The organism is Sinomonas humi (assembly GCF_000802235.1).
In the GTDB taxonomy this organism is placed as follows: domain Bacteria; phylum Actinomycetota; class Actinomycetes; order Actinomycetales; family Micrococcaceae; genus Sinomonas; species Sinomonas humi.
The window spans coordinates 37307-51004 of the sequence record NZ_JTDL01000152.1; the positions used below are offsets into that span (position 1 = coordinate 37307).

Here is a 13698-nt window from a genome sequence, read left to right on the forward strand (position 1 = left end):
GAGCCGGCGACCCAGACCGGCCCCGCGGGGCGGAGTCCCTCGGCGAGGAAAGGTAACCGAGGAACGGGGGTCCCCGGGACGTGCGGCGGAGGTATGTGAGTCCACGCCGCGTCCCGGGGAAGCAATCACAGCGTCAGGTCCATGGCAGCGGCACGGGCTGCCGCGCGCCTCTTGGCGATCGAGTGCGGCATGACGGCCTCGGCGTCGGCCTCCAGGAGGTCATCGAACCGCTTCTCCAGCGACGCGCGGAAGGCTCGGGACTCGGCGAGCTCGGCTTGGAGCTCGTCGCGGAGCCTCTCGACCTCCTCGCGGGTGGCAAGCGAGGCGAGCTGGCCCCGTAGCGCCTTCGCGATCTCGGCGTTCACCGTGCGCCCCTCTCCCGCTCGGCCAGTGCCACCTTCGCCGCGTCATGGAGCGCGATCGCCCGCGTCGGGCCGACCTTCTCCATGAGCAAGATGTACCGTTCGGCCGATTGCACCGCGCCAAACGCGAGCCGGGCGAGATCCTGCTCCTCCGGCGTCAGGGGGCGTGACTTCTCGACTCGGCCGGGGCACTTCTCGCCCGTCGTCCGGTGCGGGATGACGGTCTTGCCGCAACCCTCGCACGGCTGGGGGACGTAGTGGCTGCTCGGGCCGGACGCCGAGGACTTGGCGCCGGCCGGCCGGGGTGACTTGGCTTGATCGGGTATGTAGACCACAGACTCCTTAGTGGGTTAGCGGGCGTTGATGCCCGCGGCGATGAACTGCTGCGCGTTTCCGTACGCGACACGAGCCTCCCGCTCGGCGGCCTGCTCGATCTGGAGCTCGCGGAGCCGGACCCCGGCCTGCCTGAACTGCTCCTGCGCCTCTGCCAGGCTCAGCTTCGGCTCGGGCCTGGGCTTCAGGGCGTCCTCGTAGGCACGCTCGGCCCTCCCTGGGTCCGCTGCGGCCGTGCGCGCGACGCTGTCGGCCAGCAGGGAGAGGTGCTCCGCGAAGCCGGGCGCATCATTCCCGTCAAGGCCCGACTGACGCAGAAGCGCCTCTACGGTATTCCGGAAGAGCCAGTCAACAAGCGTGTGGGGCACCTTGCCCGCGTGCTCGGCGGCGTGCTCGGCGACAGCGGCCTCGGCGTCTCGCACCGCGCCCTCGGCGGGTGGGATCAGCGACTCCGCGAGCTCGGCACGCCGGGCACGCTTGGCCTCGGCCTTGACCTCCTGCCGGGCGTCTACCCGGGCCAGCGCCGAGAGCAGCGTCTCGGCGTCCACGACTCCGGCGACGTCGGCCTCGTCGGCCCGAGCATCCCGGGCAGCTTCGATCTCGGCCCGCTGCCGGGTCCGGTCCTGCGCCGCCGCGTCCAGCTCCGCGAGATCCCGGTCCAGAGCGTCACGCTCGTCCGTGAGGACCTTCAGCGCTGCCCGGGCGTCCCGGAGGACCTCCGCGAGGTCTTCGCCCTTCAGGATCTCGGCTGGGCCGACGGTGAGCGAGAAGTAATCGCCCTCCGGCAGCTCGACGTCCTCCGCCTCGGGCTCCTCGGTCTCATCCACGACGGGAGCGGGGATCTCCTTCCGGGGCTTCCTGACGGGCAGCTCAGGCCGGCTCAGGCCGAGACGTTCCATTGAGCACCTCCTCCTCGGCCTCAGCGGCCGCGTATGTGCGGATGGCCCTCGCGGCGACGACGCGCAGCGAGCGCTCCTCTTCCCGGGCGACGGACTTGAGCAGCTCGTATGAGGCGGGATCGAGATTCAGATGCACCACGGTTCAGCCCTCCTTCCGGGCATGGGAAGAGCGCCGCGACTGCTCACGGCGCTCGGTGTCTATGTTGTGTGCGGCACGATTCCCGGTCGGATCCTGCCACTCGATCTGGCGGCGGGGGGAAGAGATCGGACCGGCGGCCTCGGTCTCGTGGCGGTACTGCTTCGCCAACCGGTCGGCTCGGGAACTGCTGATGGTTTCGCCGCGCTCGGCGGCCTCGGCGAGGATCGCCTCGCGGATTGCTTGCGTGCTCAGACGCGGATCGATGCGGGATTCGTTTCCCACATACTCCAATCTTCGGGATCTCCCGGCTCGGAGTCGGGATTACTCCCCAGTATGCCAATCGGTGCCTAAATGTCCACATGACGCGCCGAATTGTGGACGAATGGAATAAAGGCCCCTCTCGCGGCCGCAAATTGACCGACCCTCACAAGTACCCATTCGGGGCGTTGAAAACGGCTGAGCGGGGCGCACGGCGGGGCTGGGGGTTAATTCGGGGGTACGGCTCGGGTCAGGCGCGCGCGTTACGCGATATTTCTGGGAGGTCCGCGCTCGGGGTTGCCATACGCGAGGGGCAGGAGCGCGGGGAGATAAGGACAAAGGGAGAAGGGGGTGGGAGCAGCCCTAGTAGCGTCGCTACTAGGAAGATTTCCCCCGCCGAGTTCTTCTCTAGCAACCCGGAAGCCAACCAGATCTATTCCATAGCCGACGTTACTGATGGCCAGTTCGAGGCCGCCCTCGCCCGCGAGGAGGGGAACCCGGACCCGCGACTCGGATTGGGGGTGCGCCACGGGACCGGGCTCCGGCAAGCGTACGGCTCGCACCGCCGTCCACGAAAGCCCCCGGGAGGCTGGGGCTCGGCTGACCCGCCCGCGCGTAGACACGTGCGATGGGTAGTCGGCTCTGGGGCTTTCACCTCAGTGGCCGACCTACCCCCCTACCCTTCAGCAGCGCGCCGCTTGCCGCCGTCGGCCCAGGCTTCGAGGTAGCCGTCAGCCTTGCGGGGCTTGCGGTCCTTGGCCCCTGCCTTGCGGCCGCCCACGGGCAGGCCAGCCTTGCGGCGGCGCTCGATGCCGGCCTTGGTCCGCTCGCTGCGGCGCTTGGACTCCTGCTGTGCCATCCAGCCGGTAATGCCGACGAGAAGTTCCCTCATCGCCGGATCGCTCGTGTGCAGCCACGGCTCCTGGTGCGACCACACCGCACAGCCGTGCTCAGTGAGCAGGCGCAGTGTGGCCAAGGTGTCTTCCATGCCGCGCCTGCTGAGGCGGTCCAGCGACCACACGAGCACCACGTCGTAATGGCCGAGGCGGGCGCCGTTGAGGAGCTCGGCACGCTGCCTGTCGAAGTCCTGGCCCTTGCCGTTCGTGCTGGTGTAGGCACTGTCCTCGATGGCATGCGCTGCCACGACGTCGAGCCCGCGACGCCCGGCCCAGTCGTGCAGCACCTGCAGTTGGTTCTCGGTGGTCTGCTCTGCCGTACTGACGCGCGCCCACACAGCCGCTTTGGTAGTCATGAATTAGAGGTTCCTCTAGTTGACCCGGTTTGGCAAGGTCTCGGCCCAGTGTTTCCGCAGGTGAGACGGCAGTGCGAGCGGCGCTGCAGCATGGGGTCTAATTCATCCCTCGCGCGCGCCCGCACCCGCCCGCCTGCCTGTCGTTCCTGCATCGGGACTAACGCGCGAAAGTAGAGGCGGCGGCTTTTAGAACGTCCACACGCGATGTTCTACGCACGCGGCGTTTGGACAGCACAGCCCCCTCAGCACGAGACCGAGGGGGCTGCCGCTGCTGTCAGGAGAGCAGCTCGTCGAGCATGTCTGCGAGCCGTTCGGCGTCCTCGCGGCGGAGCACTATCCTCGGCCAGTTGCGGGCGCAGACCGCAATGCCGTCCTCGGGCAGGCCATTCGGCTTGGAGATCTTGGCCCGCCGGACGACGAGGTCCTGGCCGTCCCGCACGACGCGGTCCCAGAAGCCGACGCGGCTGATGAAGGTCTCGGACATCATTCGTTCTCCAGTTCCGTCGTGGGCAATTCCTCTTCCACGTCGCCGTTGGCGTCCGTGGTGACCGTCGGTGCTGTCATCGTGCCTTCTCTCTCGATTCGTACATCGCGAGCTGGGCCTTGGCTGCCCTGAGCTCGATCTGGAGTCGGGTGTTCCTGTCGTGGAGCTGCTGGCAGAGCCACTGCAGCTCTCGCTTGGCGTAGGGCTTCAGCCACGGCTGCGGCTTGTAGTCCTGGGGCACTGCATCGGTCACATTCCTCCAGTTGGTTCATCAGTTGGGTCACGTCTCCCTCGGGCATGAACCGACTGAGCCGACTGAGCCGACTGGGGCTCAGTCAGTCCAGTTGGCTCAGTTGGTTCAGTCAGACCATCTCCCCTAGGCACTTGAGCCGACTGGTGAGCCGACTGGCCGGGGAAGTACCAGAACGTCCTCCGAGGGAAGCCGCTGGACCGGTCATCGAGCCGCAGCTTCCCCTTGGCGCGCTTGATCGCGGACTCGCTGTGGCCAGCCTTCCTGCCCTCGGTCTTGATGGTCGCGCTGTCGCAGGAGCCGCCGCGGCTGGCAAGGAAGTCTTCGAGCCATCCGGAGGCCTCGTGGACCGCGCCGCGGTCTTCGCCGCCGTCCTGCTGGGCGCGGCGCATCGCGTCGGCGATGCTGCCGTCGTGCTCGCCGTGCCACTCGACGCGGCCGGTCCACGCGGGCCCTTCGTCGGTGGGCACGGCGTGGGACTCGACGGTGAAGGCGAGCGTGGGGAGGTTGCTGCGCCCGAGGTTGTTCTTGGGAGTGCCGAAGAGCCGGAGCCTGTCGGTGTCGTCGTCGGGGTCCGGGACGACGGTGTGGACCGAGCGCGCGACGGCCGTGAACGCCTTGGAGCCCATCACGAGCTGCAGCGGGTCGCTGGTGCCCGACTTGTTGTGGTGGATCAGTCCGAGCACGGCCATCCCGGTCCGGCCGGCGACCGAGACGAGCGGTTCGAGCGCCTGCCGCACCTCGGAGTCCCGGTGCGTGTCCAGGTCCCCGAGACGGGAGATGATCGGGTCGAGGATCAGGAGCGAGGCGCCGGTCTGCCGTGCGGCCTGCTCCGTGCGCTGGTTGTCCCTCGGCAGGGAGAGCCCGACGTGGATCTCGTCCGCGTTGAGCACCTCGACGCGGAATACCCTGTCCCCGTCCGCCCCGGCCGCGATGAGCCGAGGGACGATCGTGTGCTCCCAGCTGTCCTCGGTGGCGCACACGAGGACGCTGCGCGGCTTCCCGTAGAACTCGCCCGGGAGCTCGCCCCGGGTGACCTGAGCGGCGAGCCAGTACGCGAGGGTGGACTTGCCGAGGCCTTCCCGGCCGGCGAGCAGGGCGAGGGTGCCAAGCGCGATCCGGCCGTCCCACATCCACTTCACGCGGCGCGGCTTGATCGAAGACGCGGGAGTCAGGACGAGGCTGCGCTCGTGCTCCCCGGACCTCGCGTAAGCCTCCTCGATGCCCAGGAGATCGGCGTCGCTCGGGCCGTCTGGGATCCCTGCCGGCTCGCGGCCCATCGCGCTCTCGAACGAGACCGACGCCTCTACCTGTCGCTTCGCGGCTTCGAGGATCTCGTGCTGCCGTGCGGCAGCATTGTCGTCGTAGTCGCGGAGGGTCGGCTCTGAATTGTCGGAGAGGTTCGCTAGACTGGTCGTACCTGATTCGTCGCCGTGCTGGGCGTTTGAGTGGCCTCGGGGTTCGCCGCCCGGGGCCCTCTCTTTTGTCTGGGCACTATCGGCCACACGCAGACCCCCTCAGTAGAGCGGCGATGCGATCGGCCTGCTCGGGGGTGAGGGGCGGGGCCGCGGAAACGACCCGCTCGACATACTGGGCGAGCTTGGCTGCGGCGAGGTCGCGTCGGGCCTCGGCTATCTCTTCAGGGTCTCGGCGGCGCGCGGCTACTCCGAGCCTGCTCTTCGCCTGCACAACTTCGGATGACATGGAAAAGCTCCCGCGACAGGCAGCATAAAAAGCTGCATGCATCACTGGGAGCTTGCTGGGCCTTACTTCCCTCGGTTGAGGGCCCTGTATGTGGCGGAACCATTGGCTTCCGCGGCCGTGTAGTTCGACCTTACCAAGCACCTATGGTCTAGGTGAGCAAATGCAGTTGGACGCCCTTCCGCGTGTCGCGGCCGCCACCTTCGATCAGCGCATTCACTGCGGCGCGATAGAGGGAAAGGACGGATACATTGCGGAGGGCGACCGATGTGGCATTAGAGCCCTCTGGGATATTGCACAGGCAGGACACTTTCACCGGCTCCAAGTGCGTGCCTGGGCCCGTGAGCCGGTACTCGCCATCCTTCTTCCGGCTTCGATCTACGTAGATGAGTTCGACTGCGCCGTCGCGGACGGCGAACGCGACGGACCAGTCCTTTTCGGTGGTGCCGCATTTGATCGGGATGCGGTTCGTCCGACCAAAGGCCGCTACGGTGTGCCGCGACACGAATTGGATCCATCTATCCTCACGGGACATCCTGTTCAATTCCCTGAGGTCATCCGCGAGCTTCCCCCACCTGTCGACCGCCTCGAACAGTTGTGGTCCGGGAGCGAGCGACCCGCCGTCGCCGCGGTCCCATTTCCACTTCGTCGCTGGTCCCCGAGGTTCACGTGCCATCTTCTCGAGATCTTCGAGGTCAGACATTCCCTTCGCCAGCTTGGCCCGGAAGTCGTCCCCCACGCTGCCGCTCATGACGTCTCCTTCCAGTCGAACCGCACCTGCTCGGGCGAGAACCTGACTCCCCGCCCTGCCGGGAGCATCGTGATTGCCGCCAGCTGGCGAAGGATCTTCCTCTGGTCCTCCAATGGCGTCGCCGCCCACGCCGCCGCAGCATCCTCAGTCCCGACGAACGCCGACAGTGGGTCGGTCACCGTCGCCCGATCGAGCTCACCCTCGATCTCGGCCAGGCGCTTGCGTATGCGCTGGAGGTCATCGCGCACATCGGCTTCAGTCACGAGCTCCTCACTGAGGAGCCGCACGAGCGACGCCCGTTTTTCCCTCAGGCGGACGGCCTCGCCGCGGAGCTCGGCCACGCGGTCGCTACGCACTAGCCGAGACGCGATGTCCGGCTGGCTGAGACGCCTCACGATCACAGCCTCGACGGCTTCCTCCACGAGCCCGGCCGTTCGCTGCGTGCAGCCCTTCCGGCAGCGGTAGGCGCGCGCGTCGTTCGCGGTGCCCTTGCCTGGCCCCTCGTACATCGGGCCGCCGCACTTCCCGCAGAGGAGGATGCCAGACAGGAGGTGCTTTGCACTGCTGACCACGGGCGATGTCTTTCGGCGGGGATCCTTGAGCAGGCGGACGATCTCGTCGTGCTGCTCCTCTGTCAGGATGGGCGGCCACTCCCCCGTGGCGACATCCTCGCCCAGGTAGAAACGCCGTCCGGGGTGCATGGGGTTCAGGAGCACACGTCGGACCGGAGTCGGCGACCATCGCCCCGACGAGTTCTTGGCGGATGTCCTGAGGCCTCGCGCATTCCAGTCGCGCGCTACATCGGAGATCGAGCCGCCGGACAGGACGGCCTGCACGCCATCCTTGATGGCCTGAGCCTCGGCCTCGACCACGAACACCTTCCCGGATTCGTCGCGGCCGTATCCGAATGGCCGGCGGACCCAGAATGCCCTGCCTGCCTCGGCGCGCTGACGGTTGGCAGTCTTCTGCCGCTCGGCTTTGTGGGCGACTTCCATCGCGGCGATGGAAGTCAAGATCTGGCTGACTGCGATGCCGGAGGGGTCGGCCAGGTTCAAAGACGTGCCGTGCACGCTCGCCACCTCAAGCGCGTGAGGCTTCCCGGCGTCGATCACTCGCTGGAGGTCCCTCATGGACCGCGAGAGCCTGTCTAGGTGCCATACGGCAAGCTGGGTCACCTCACCAGCGGCAATGGCCCTGATGAGCTCCTCGAAGCCCTCGCGGATCTTCCCCGAGGTGGCAGACCGATCGTTGTCCCTGAATACTCGAGGCTTGCCCCAGCCCTTCGCCTCGGCGAGCTTGGTGCAGTTCTTGAGTTGACGCTCCACGGCTACGGCATCGCCGGTCCGGTCCTTCGATTGCCTCACATAGATTGCTGAGCCCATGTGGAAACAGTACTACCAACTATTGACAAACGCACCGCCGTTTGTCGTGTTGGTCCTCGGGTCCGTCGCAACGAATCCCCGAACCGTGATCATGTCGCTCATCGCCATCCCCTGTCTCCTTGGAATCCGGTTCCCGCTCCGCGGGTACAACCAGCCTCCGTCAGCTCCAGGACAGGCCTTGGCGTCTGGGCGCTCTATGTGGACGACGCGCCGCGATGAGGTCTGTGGAGACCCAATGATGCCCGAGAAAGTAGCCGAGCAACGGCAAACGCATGGTTCCCAGAAGCAGAACACCCCCGGTCCGGAGACCGGGGGTGCAGGCATGCCCGAGATGTGGAACCAGCCACATCCCCGAGACAGCCACAAACGCGCCCCAGGAGGGAGTCGAACCCCCGACCAGAGGATTAGAAGGCCCCTGCTCTATCCGCTGAGCTACTGGGGCGGGCGCGGTGCGGTGCGCTGCGTCCCGACCAGTCTATCGTGCGGCGGAGGCCTGCTTGAGTGGAGCGACTCGAGTGAACAGGCTCCGCGTCTTCCAGTCCCAGAACATCATGTACGCGACGAAGATGACGCTCAGCGCGATCGCCACAGCGCGGATCGCGACCAGCGGTATCCAGTCGAAGACGTCGAGCTGGTCGGTGAGCGCAATCACGGTAAAGAAGACCGTGGCGAAGTAGTACGCCCGCAGGTACCACCCTTCGGCCACCCCCGCGAGGGCGAAGAACGCTGCAAGCCACGTGACGTACCAGGGCTGAATGGCCGCCGCGGTAACGACGACAGCAGTGAGAGCGAGTGCGATCCGCAGCATGGTCTTGTCGAAGCTTCCGCGGAAGACGTACCAGAGCGCCACCACCATTCCAAGGCCCCGGCCGATCGCCTTGATGATCTCGCCCACCGCGTCGCCCGGTCCGTTCACGTACTGGACGAGGGTAGCCACGGTGATCGAGAGGAGCCCGAAGGGCGCGTACCAAGTCCAGATGGTGCCGGATGTGGTCATCGCCGGGAGCCACCCGAACCAGAAGCCCGTGAGCGCTCCCTCAATCGTCAGAAGCCCGCCGGAGATAAGGACGGTCAGGGCCCAGCACGTGATCTTCCGACCCCACCCAGCTTGGCGACCCGCCCAGAGGAGTCCGATGAACGGCAAGGCGATGAGGGTGATGGGTTTGATTCCGATCGACAAAGTCACCCAGATGACTCCGCGGATGGGACGGCCGCGGACTGTGGCGAGCAGTCCCAGTAGGACTAGGCCAAGCATGAGCGCGTCGTTGTGGATGCTCGCGACGAAGTTGATGACGAACAGCGGGTTCGCGACGGTCAGCCACAGCGTCCGCGCTGTCGGAAGCCTGTAATGGTGTGCAAGCCCGACGACGGCGACGGCGCACAGGGCGACTCCAAGCGCCGCGACAATCCTGAACAGCGCAATGGCAACCTCGAGGTTTCCCCCGCTGATCCAGACGATGCCCTGCTCGATCCATAGGAACAGGGGGCCGTAGGGCGTGGGAGCCTCGGTCCAGAGCGAGTCGGGGCCGAGGTTGTGGTAATTGTTCAGCGCCGAAATCCCGTTGACGTACGGGTTCAGGCCCGCCATCATCAGGCGCCCTTGTCCAATGTAGGCGTAGACGTCCCTGCTGAAGAGCGGGAAGGTCAGCATGAGCGGGGCGCACCACAGGGCCGCTATCCGGAAGAGCGCGGCTGGGTGAACTGAGCTCCACTCCCCGACGCGCTGCCCCAGCCGCAGCCAAGCCCGGACGAGGAACAGCCCGCCGAAGGTAACCAGGATGGTGCAGGAGACAACGAGAAACGGGTTGTCACGCAGGAAGATGAAGAAGGGAACGCGGATGAGCGAGGATCCGCTCGCCATCCATCCGACGCCAAGGCCTCCGGCCATCATGCAGACCGACGCAAGGAAGCCCTGCCACACGGCAATGCTCCCCCCACCGGGGAGCCCGGCAATGGTCCGGGCACTAGGCGCAGTGCTCAGACTGCGGCCAGCCGAAGGCTGAAGCATCGGAGTCCCTACTGTTAACTCAGGAGCCAAGCGGTCCGCCGCGCGCGAGCGCCGCCTCGGGGGCGCACATCGGCGGGCCGTCCGCTCAGGATGACATCCATTCGATGCTATCAGCAGCAGCTGTGCGAGCCGCCCCCAAAGGCCCCGCTGATAGACTGCCGGGTGGCCGCCACGACCGTCTGCGGCCGTCAAGACGCCCAGGAGAGCACCATTTCCATCGAGACGCCCCGCCCTGCGAACCTCAGCCCTCGGAACGAACGGCTCCGCCTGCTGAAGCGCTTTCTGTTCTCGCCCCGGGGCCTCCTGGTCGGTTATCTTTTGGTCCACCTCGGCTTCCTCGCCTACTTCCTGGTGTACGTCTTCCAAGGGCAGGCCTTCAGTGACACCAACATCTACCGCGATTGGGCCGCCTCGGGTTTCCCGCAGAACGTCCAGCCCTCCCCGTGGGTGTACCCGTTCGCCGGCCTGCTGCCCATCTGGATCTCGGGCATCTTCGGCCCTGGCCCCTTCCTCGCCGTCTGGGTGATCCTCGTGTCGATCCTCAACGGCGTCGCCCTCGGGGTCCTGAGCGGTTGGGGCAAGAAGCCGGAAGGCGTCCGCGCGGCCTGGTGGTGGCTCGTCTTCATCGCTCTCCTCGGCAACCTCGGCTTCGCCCGCGTAGACGGCGTAACCGCACCAATCGTGCTCATGGGCCTCAGCCTCGGAGTGGCAAGCCCGTTCGCGGCGACCGCAATCCTCGCCTTCGCGACGTGGATGAAGGTCTGGCCGGCCGCGGCGCTCGTGCCGCTCTTCGCCGTCGTACGCGACCGCTGGAAGATCGTGGCCGGCGGGGCTGCCGTGACCGTGCTCGTGGCGCTCGCCGCCTCCGCACTCGGGGTGACCTCGCACCTCCTCGACTTCCTCACCACTCAAGGCTCGCGTGGAATGCAGCTCGAGGCGACCTTCACGACACCATGGCTCTGGATGTCCGTCCTCGGCCTAGGGGGCGCCCGGATGTACATGAACACCGAGATCAACTCGATGCAGGTCGACGGGCCCGGGAGCACGGTAGCTTCCGCCCTCATGCAGCCGCTGTTCGTGGTCGTTGCGCTCGCCGTGGCGGGGGTCATCTTCTGGGCGCTGCATCAAGGCAAGAAGCGCGGTCATGAAGACCGTTCGGAGCTCCTGCTCGCCGGCGCACTGACCATGGTCAGTGCGTTCATCGTGTTCAACAAGGTCGGCTCACCACAGTTCATGGTCTGGCTCGGGCCCGTGGTCGCTCTGGGACTTGCGCAGGATCGCCGTGGCTGGCGTGTCCCGGCAGTCCTCCTCCTTGCCATCGGGGTCGCCACGTATTTCATCTACCCGCTGTTCTACGACGCGCTCAGCCACAACAACCCGCTCATGGCGGGCGTGCTTACGCTGCGCAACATCCTGCTGGTTGTGCTCTTCGTGTGGTCGAGCATTCGTCTGGTCCGGCTGGGCCGCCGCGGCGCTCCTGTTGCTGATCAGGGACTGCGCGCCGGTACCGGGTCAGGAACTGCGGGCCGCTAGGTCGTGGCGCCGGACCGCTCGCTCGAAGACGAGCCTGCGCGTCTTCGGGTCGAGCAGGACTAGATACCCGAGGAAGACAAACGCCACGAGGACCGCGAGCGACTCAGGCGCCAGCGGCGTGTTCACGAAGCTGAAGACATAGAGCTGATCCTGCGCTCCGAACACCACGAAGAAGACCACCGTCAAGTACCAGAGCTTGATCTCCCAGTTGTCCCGGATACCCGTCACCGCGAGGAACGGGATGAACCAGAGCACGTACCAGGGCTGGATGATGGGGCCGAGCACCACGATCGACATGAAGGCCATTCCGAGGCGGCGCACCACCTTGCGGTCGTCGCCTCGCAGGATGAACCAGACCGCCAGGCCGATGCCGATCCACTTGACGACTGTACGGAATCCGTCCGCTATCGATCCACCGTTCAGGCCGACGATCGTGGTGAGGGTATCCACGATGTTGCTCGCGAAACCCGAAGGCGTGTACGCGATGAAGCCGGGAGTCGGGTCCACGATCGCGTTGACCCACCCGAAGCCGAGCCCGTAGACGGGCGCGCTCGCGGCGAAGATCGCGAGACTGATGAGGCCCGTCGCAGCCCAGCACGCGAATCGCCGAAGCCAAGTCGCCCCGGGCCCAGCCCAGAGGAGTCCGATGAACGGGAGGACGACGGCGGTAATCGGCTTGATCCCGATGGACAGGGTCACGAACACGATTCCCAGAAGCCAGTTCCCCCGGGCGGCGTAGTAGACGCCCGCGACTGCGAAGCCGATCATGAGCGCCTCGTTGTGAGCGCTCGCTATGCAGCTGATGAGGAAGAGCGGGTTGGCGACCGTGAGCCAGACTGCACGGGCCCCGTCCACACCGTGAAGTTGGGCGAGGCGGTAGCCGTAGTACGCGCACAGGGCAACTCCGCCGAGGGCAAGGACGCGGAACAGGAGCACGGAGGAATCAGGCTGGCCAGCGGTCAACTGGACGACCCAGCGCTCAAGCCAGAGGAAGTACGGGCCGTAGGGGGTCCGGGTCGTGGCCCAGGATGGATCAGTTCCGAGCTCAAGCCAGTTGTTGAGCGTAGAAATCCCCGTCGTGTACGGGTTCATTCCGGCTGCCATGAGACGCCCCTGCCCCACATAGGCGTAGACGTCCCGCGAGTAGATGGGCACCGCAACCACAAGCGGAAGCCCCCAGAGGGCGATCGCGAGGCCGACTGGCCGAATCGTGCCCGGACCCCAGTAGCGGAGCCGCTGGCCGAGCCTCAGCCACGAACGAGTGAGGAGCATCGCGCCCAACGCGAGGGCGAGGATGCAGCTCGTCACGCCCCACGTCTCCGTCCGCAACGGAATGAGGAGCGGGTTACGGGTCAGAGGTGAGACATCGGCGAATCGGCCCACGCCGAACGACCCGTAGACCATGAGCAGCGATCCGACGAAGCCTTGACCGATGGCCCAGTGGGGCGGCTGGTTCACTCCGACGGGAGGAAGGGCGGTCCAGAGCGACTTCAGCCACTCGAGAATCCTCCCGAGAAAGCCAAAGCGCATCGTGGACATAGGTCACCCTTCGATCAAAGCCGGGAGAGAGCCCCAGTTTAGCACCGGGGCCCTCTCTGAACGCCGTTGATCGGGCGCTCGGGTACATTGGCAGGGTGTCAAATCATGCTGAACGCATCGTGTGGATCGATTGCGAGATGACCGGGCTGGACATCGCCCGCGACGCGCTCATTGAAGTCGCGGTGCTCGTGACCGACTCGGAACTCAACGTCCTAGGCGAGGGGGTCGACGTCGTCATCCGGCCTTCGGACGAAGCGCTCGCCGGCATGAACGACTTCGTGCGCCAGATGCACACCACGTCGAAGCTGCTCGAGGAGCTCCCCCACGGCCTGACCCTTGAGGCCGCTCAGGCCGAGGTCATGGCCTACATCCGTCAGTGGGTCCCGGAGCCCAACAAGGCGCAGCTGGGCGGGAACTCGGTGGGAACCGACCGTATGTTCCTCGCCCGGGACATGCCGCACGTCGTCGAGCACCTCCACTACCGGATCATCGACGTCTCGACGATCAAGGAACTCGCGCGGCGTTGGTACCCCCGAGCCTACTTCCAGTCCCCGGCGAAGACCGGAGGACACCGCGCGCTCGGTGACATCCGTGATTCGATCGACGAGCTGCGCTACTACCGGGAGGCCGTCTTCGTGCCCCAGCCGGGCCCGGACTCGGCAACAGCACGCAGCATCGCGGAACGCATCACGGAAGCAGCGTCGGGAGTGGCTGGCACCGAGGACACTGCCGCGAGCATGTGACCGCGGTCCCAGTTCGCGAAAAATTCGCCGCAACCCCGTCGAAGTGGCAAAAGCATCGGTGAAC

General features: G+C 66.4%; 16 protein-coding genes and 1 tRNA gene. 2 read left to right on the forward strand and 15 right to left on the reverse strand.

Annotation, left to right across the window (positions count from 1 at the left end):
- Positions 1–125: 125 nt before the first annotated feature.
- The 14 genes from LK10_RS19565 to mptB (LK10_RS19620) all read right to left on the reverse strand — a co-directional run bounded on the left by LK10_RS19565 (position 126) and on the right by mptB (LK10_RS19620) (position 9819).
- A complete protein-coding gene (locus tag LK10_RS19565; RefSeq protein ID WP_043127709.1) occupies positions 126–365 on the reverse strand; it encodes a hypothetical protein in 240 nt (79 codons plus the stop codon).
- Positions 362–697: a hypothetical protein gene (locus tag LK10_RS19570; RefSeq protein WP_043127712.1), complete on the reverse strand. Its 336-nt coding sequence runs from the start codon at positions 695–697 to the stop codon at positions 362–364. The genes LK10_RS19565 and LK10_RS19570 overlap by 4 nt, the downstream gene beginning before the upstream one ends.
- Positions 698–712: 15 nt before the next feature.
- Entirely contained in the window at positions 713–1594 is an 882-nt protein-coding gene (locus LK10_RS19575; protein ID WP_043127716.1) for a hypothetical protein, read from the reverse strand.
- Positions 1566–1733, reverse strand: a complete 168-nt coding sequence (locus LK10_RS22075; RefSeq protein ID WP_156144274.1) for a hypothetical protein — start codon at positions 1731–1733, stop codon at positions 1566–1568. The genes LK10_RS19575 and LK10_RS22075 overlap by 29 nt, the downstream gene beginning before the upstream one ends.
- Before the next feature lie 3 nt (positions 1734–1736).
- The gene (locus tag LK10_RS19580) at positions 1737–2015 is read right to left on the reverse strand and encodes a hypothetical protein (protein WP_043127719.1); all 279 of its coding nucleotides are present in this window, start codon (positions 2013–2015) and stop codon (positions 1737–1739) included.
- A gap of 652 nt (positions 2016–2667) precedes the next feature.
- On the reverse strand, positions 2668–3243 hold the full coding sequence (locus tag LK10_RS19585) for a recombinase family protein (RefSeq protein ID WP_043127722.1): 576 nt from the start codon (positions 3241–3243) through the stop codon (positions 2668–2670).
- Between the two features lie 274 nt (positions 3244–3517).
- Positions 3518–3730 (reverse strand): hypothetical protein, encoded by a 213-nt coding sequence (locus LK10_RS19590; RefSeq protein WP_156144275.1) that lies wholly within the window; start codon positions 3728–3730, stop codon positions 3518–3520.
- 73 nt (positions 3731–3803) lie between these two features.
- Positions 3804–3980, reverse strand: a complete 177-nt coding sequence (locus LK10_RS22080) for a hypothetical protein (protein WP_156144276.1) — start codon at positions 3978–3980, stop codon at positions 3804–3806.
- Complete coding sequence (locus LK10_RS21075) at positions 3977–5482, reverse strand: AAA family ATPase (RefSeq protein ID WP_052207608.1); 1506 nt, start codon at positions 5480–5482, stop codon at positions 3977–3979. The genes LK10_RS22080 and LK10_RS21075 overlap by 4 nt, the downstream gene beginning before the upstream one ends.
- The gene (locus LK10_RS19600) at positions 5472–5681 is read right to left on the reverse strand and encodes a hypothetical protein (protein ID WP_043127726.1); all 210 of its coding nucleotides are present in this window, start codon (positions 5679–5681) and stop codon (positions 5472–5474) included. Before LK10_RS19600 ends, LK10_RS21075 begins: the two co-directional genes overlap by 11 nt.
- A 148-nt stretch (positions 5682–5829) precedes the next feature.
- A complete protein-coding gene (locus tag LK10_RS19605) occupies positions 5830–6429 on the reverse strand; it encodes a hypothetical protein (protein WP_043127730.1) in 600 nt (199 codons plus the stop codon).
- Positions 6426–7811 (reverse strand): recombinase family protein, encoded by a 1386-nt coding sequence (locus LK10_RS21080; RefSeq protein ID WP_052207610.1) that lies wholly within the window; start codon positions 7809–7811, stop codon positions 6426–6428. The genes LK10_RS19605 and LK10_RS21080 overlap by 4 nt, the downstream gene beginning before the upstream one ends.
- A gap of 369 nt (positions 7812–8180) precedes the next feature.
- Positions 8181–8253 (reverse strand) — tRNA-Arg (locus tag LK10_RS19615).
- A 33-nt stretch (positions 8254–8286) separates the two neighbouring features.
- Positions 8287–9819 carry a polyprenol phosphomannose-dependent alpha 1,6 mannosyltransferase MptB gene (mptB, locus tag LK10_RS19620; RefSeq protein WP_052207611.1) on the reverse strand — a complete coding sequence of 511 codons (1533 nt, stop codon included), beginning with the start codon at positions 9817–9819 and terminating at the stop codon, positions 8287–8289.
- A gap of 270 nt (positions 9820–10089) precedes the next feature.
- Between mptB (LK10_RS19620) and LK10_RS19625 the strand changes: the two genes are divergently transcribed.
- Positions 10090–11352 carry a glycosyltransferase family 87 protein gene (locus LK10_RS19625; RefSeq protein WP_231567863.1) on the forward strand — a complete coding sequence of 421 codons (1263 nt, stop codon included), beginning with the start codon at positions 10090–10092 and terminating at the stop codon, positions 11350–11352.
- Here the strand turns inward: LK10_RS19625 and mptB (LK10_RS19630) are convergent.
- On the reverse strand, positions 11332–12891 hold the full coding sequence (gene mptB / locus LK10_RS19630; RefSeq protein ID WP_052207612.1) for a polyprenol phosphomannose-dependent alpha 1,6 mannosyltransferase MptB: 1560 nt from the start codon (positions 12889–12891) through the stop codon (positions 11332–11334). The genes LK10_RS19625 and mptB (LK10_RS19630) overlap by 21 nt on opposite strands.
- 95 nt (positions 12892–12986) lie before the next feature.
- Here mptB (LK10_RS19630) and orn point away from each other — a divergent pair, with 95 nt between their 5' ends.
- Positions 12987–13634 (forward strand): oligoribonuclease, encoded by a 648-nt coding sequence (orn, locus tag LK10_RS19635; protein WP_081998709.1) that lies wholly within the window; start codon positions 12987–12989, stop codon positions 13632–13634.
- Positions 13635–13698: the final 64 nt, after the last annotated feature.

Coding starts and splice junctions, on each gene's coding strand:
- LK10_RS19575 (WP_043127716.1), bottom strand. CDS start 1,594: ATGGAACGTCTCGGCCTGAGCCGGCCTGAGCTGCCCGTCAGGAAGCCC.
- LK10_RS19585 (WP_043127722.1), bottom strand. CDS start 3,243: ATGACTACCAAAGCGGCTGTGTGGGCGCGCGTCAGTACGGCAGAGCAG.
- LK10_RS19590 (WP_156144275.1), bottom strand. CDS start 3,730: ATGATGTCCGAGACCTTCATCAGCCGCGTCGGCTTCTGGGACCGCGTC.
- LK10_RS19600 (WP_043127726.1), bottom strand. CDS start 5,681: ATGTCATCCGAAGTTGTGCAGGCGAAGAGCAGGCTCGGAGTAGCCGCG.
- LK10_RS19605 (WP_043127730.1), bottom strand. CDS start 6,429: ATGAGCGGCAGCGTGGGGGACGACTTCCGGGCCAAGCTGGCGAAGGGA.
- LK10_RS21080 (WP_052207610.1), bottom strand. CDS start 7,811: ATGGGCTCAGCAATCTATGTGAGGCAATCGAAGGACCGGACCGGCGAT.
- mptB (WP_052207611.1), bottom strand. CDS start 9,819: ATGCTTCAGCCTTCGGCTGGCCGCAGTCTGAGCACTGCGCCTAGTGCC.
- mptB (WP_052207612.1), bottom strand. CDS start 12,891: ATGTCCACGATGCGCTTTGGCTTTCTCGGGAGGATTCTCGAGTGGCTG.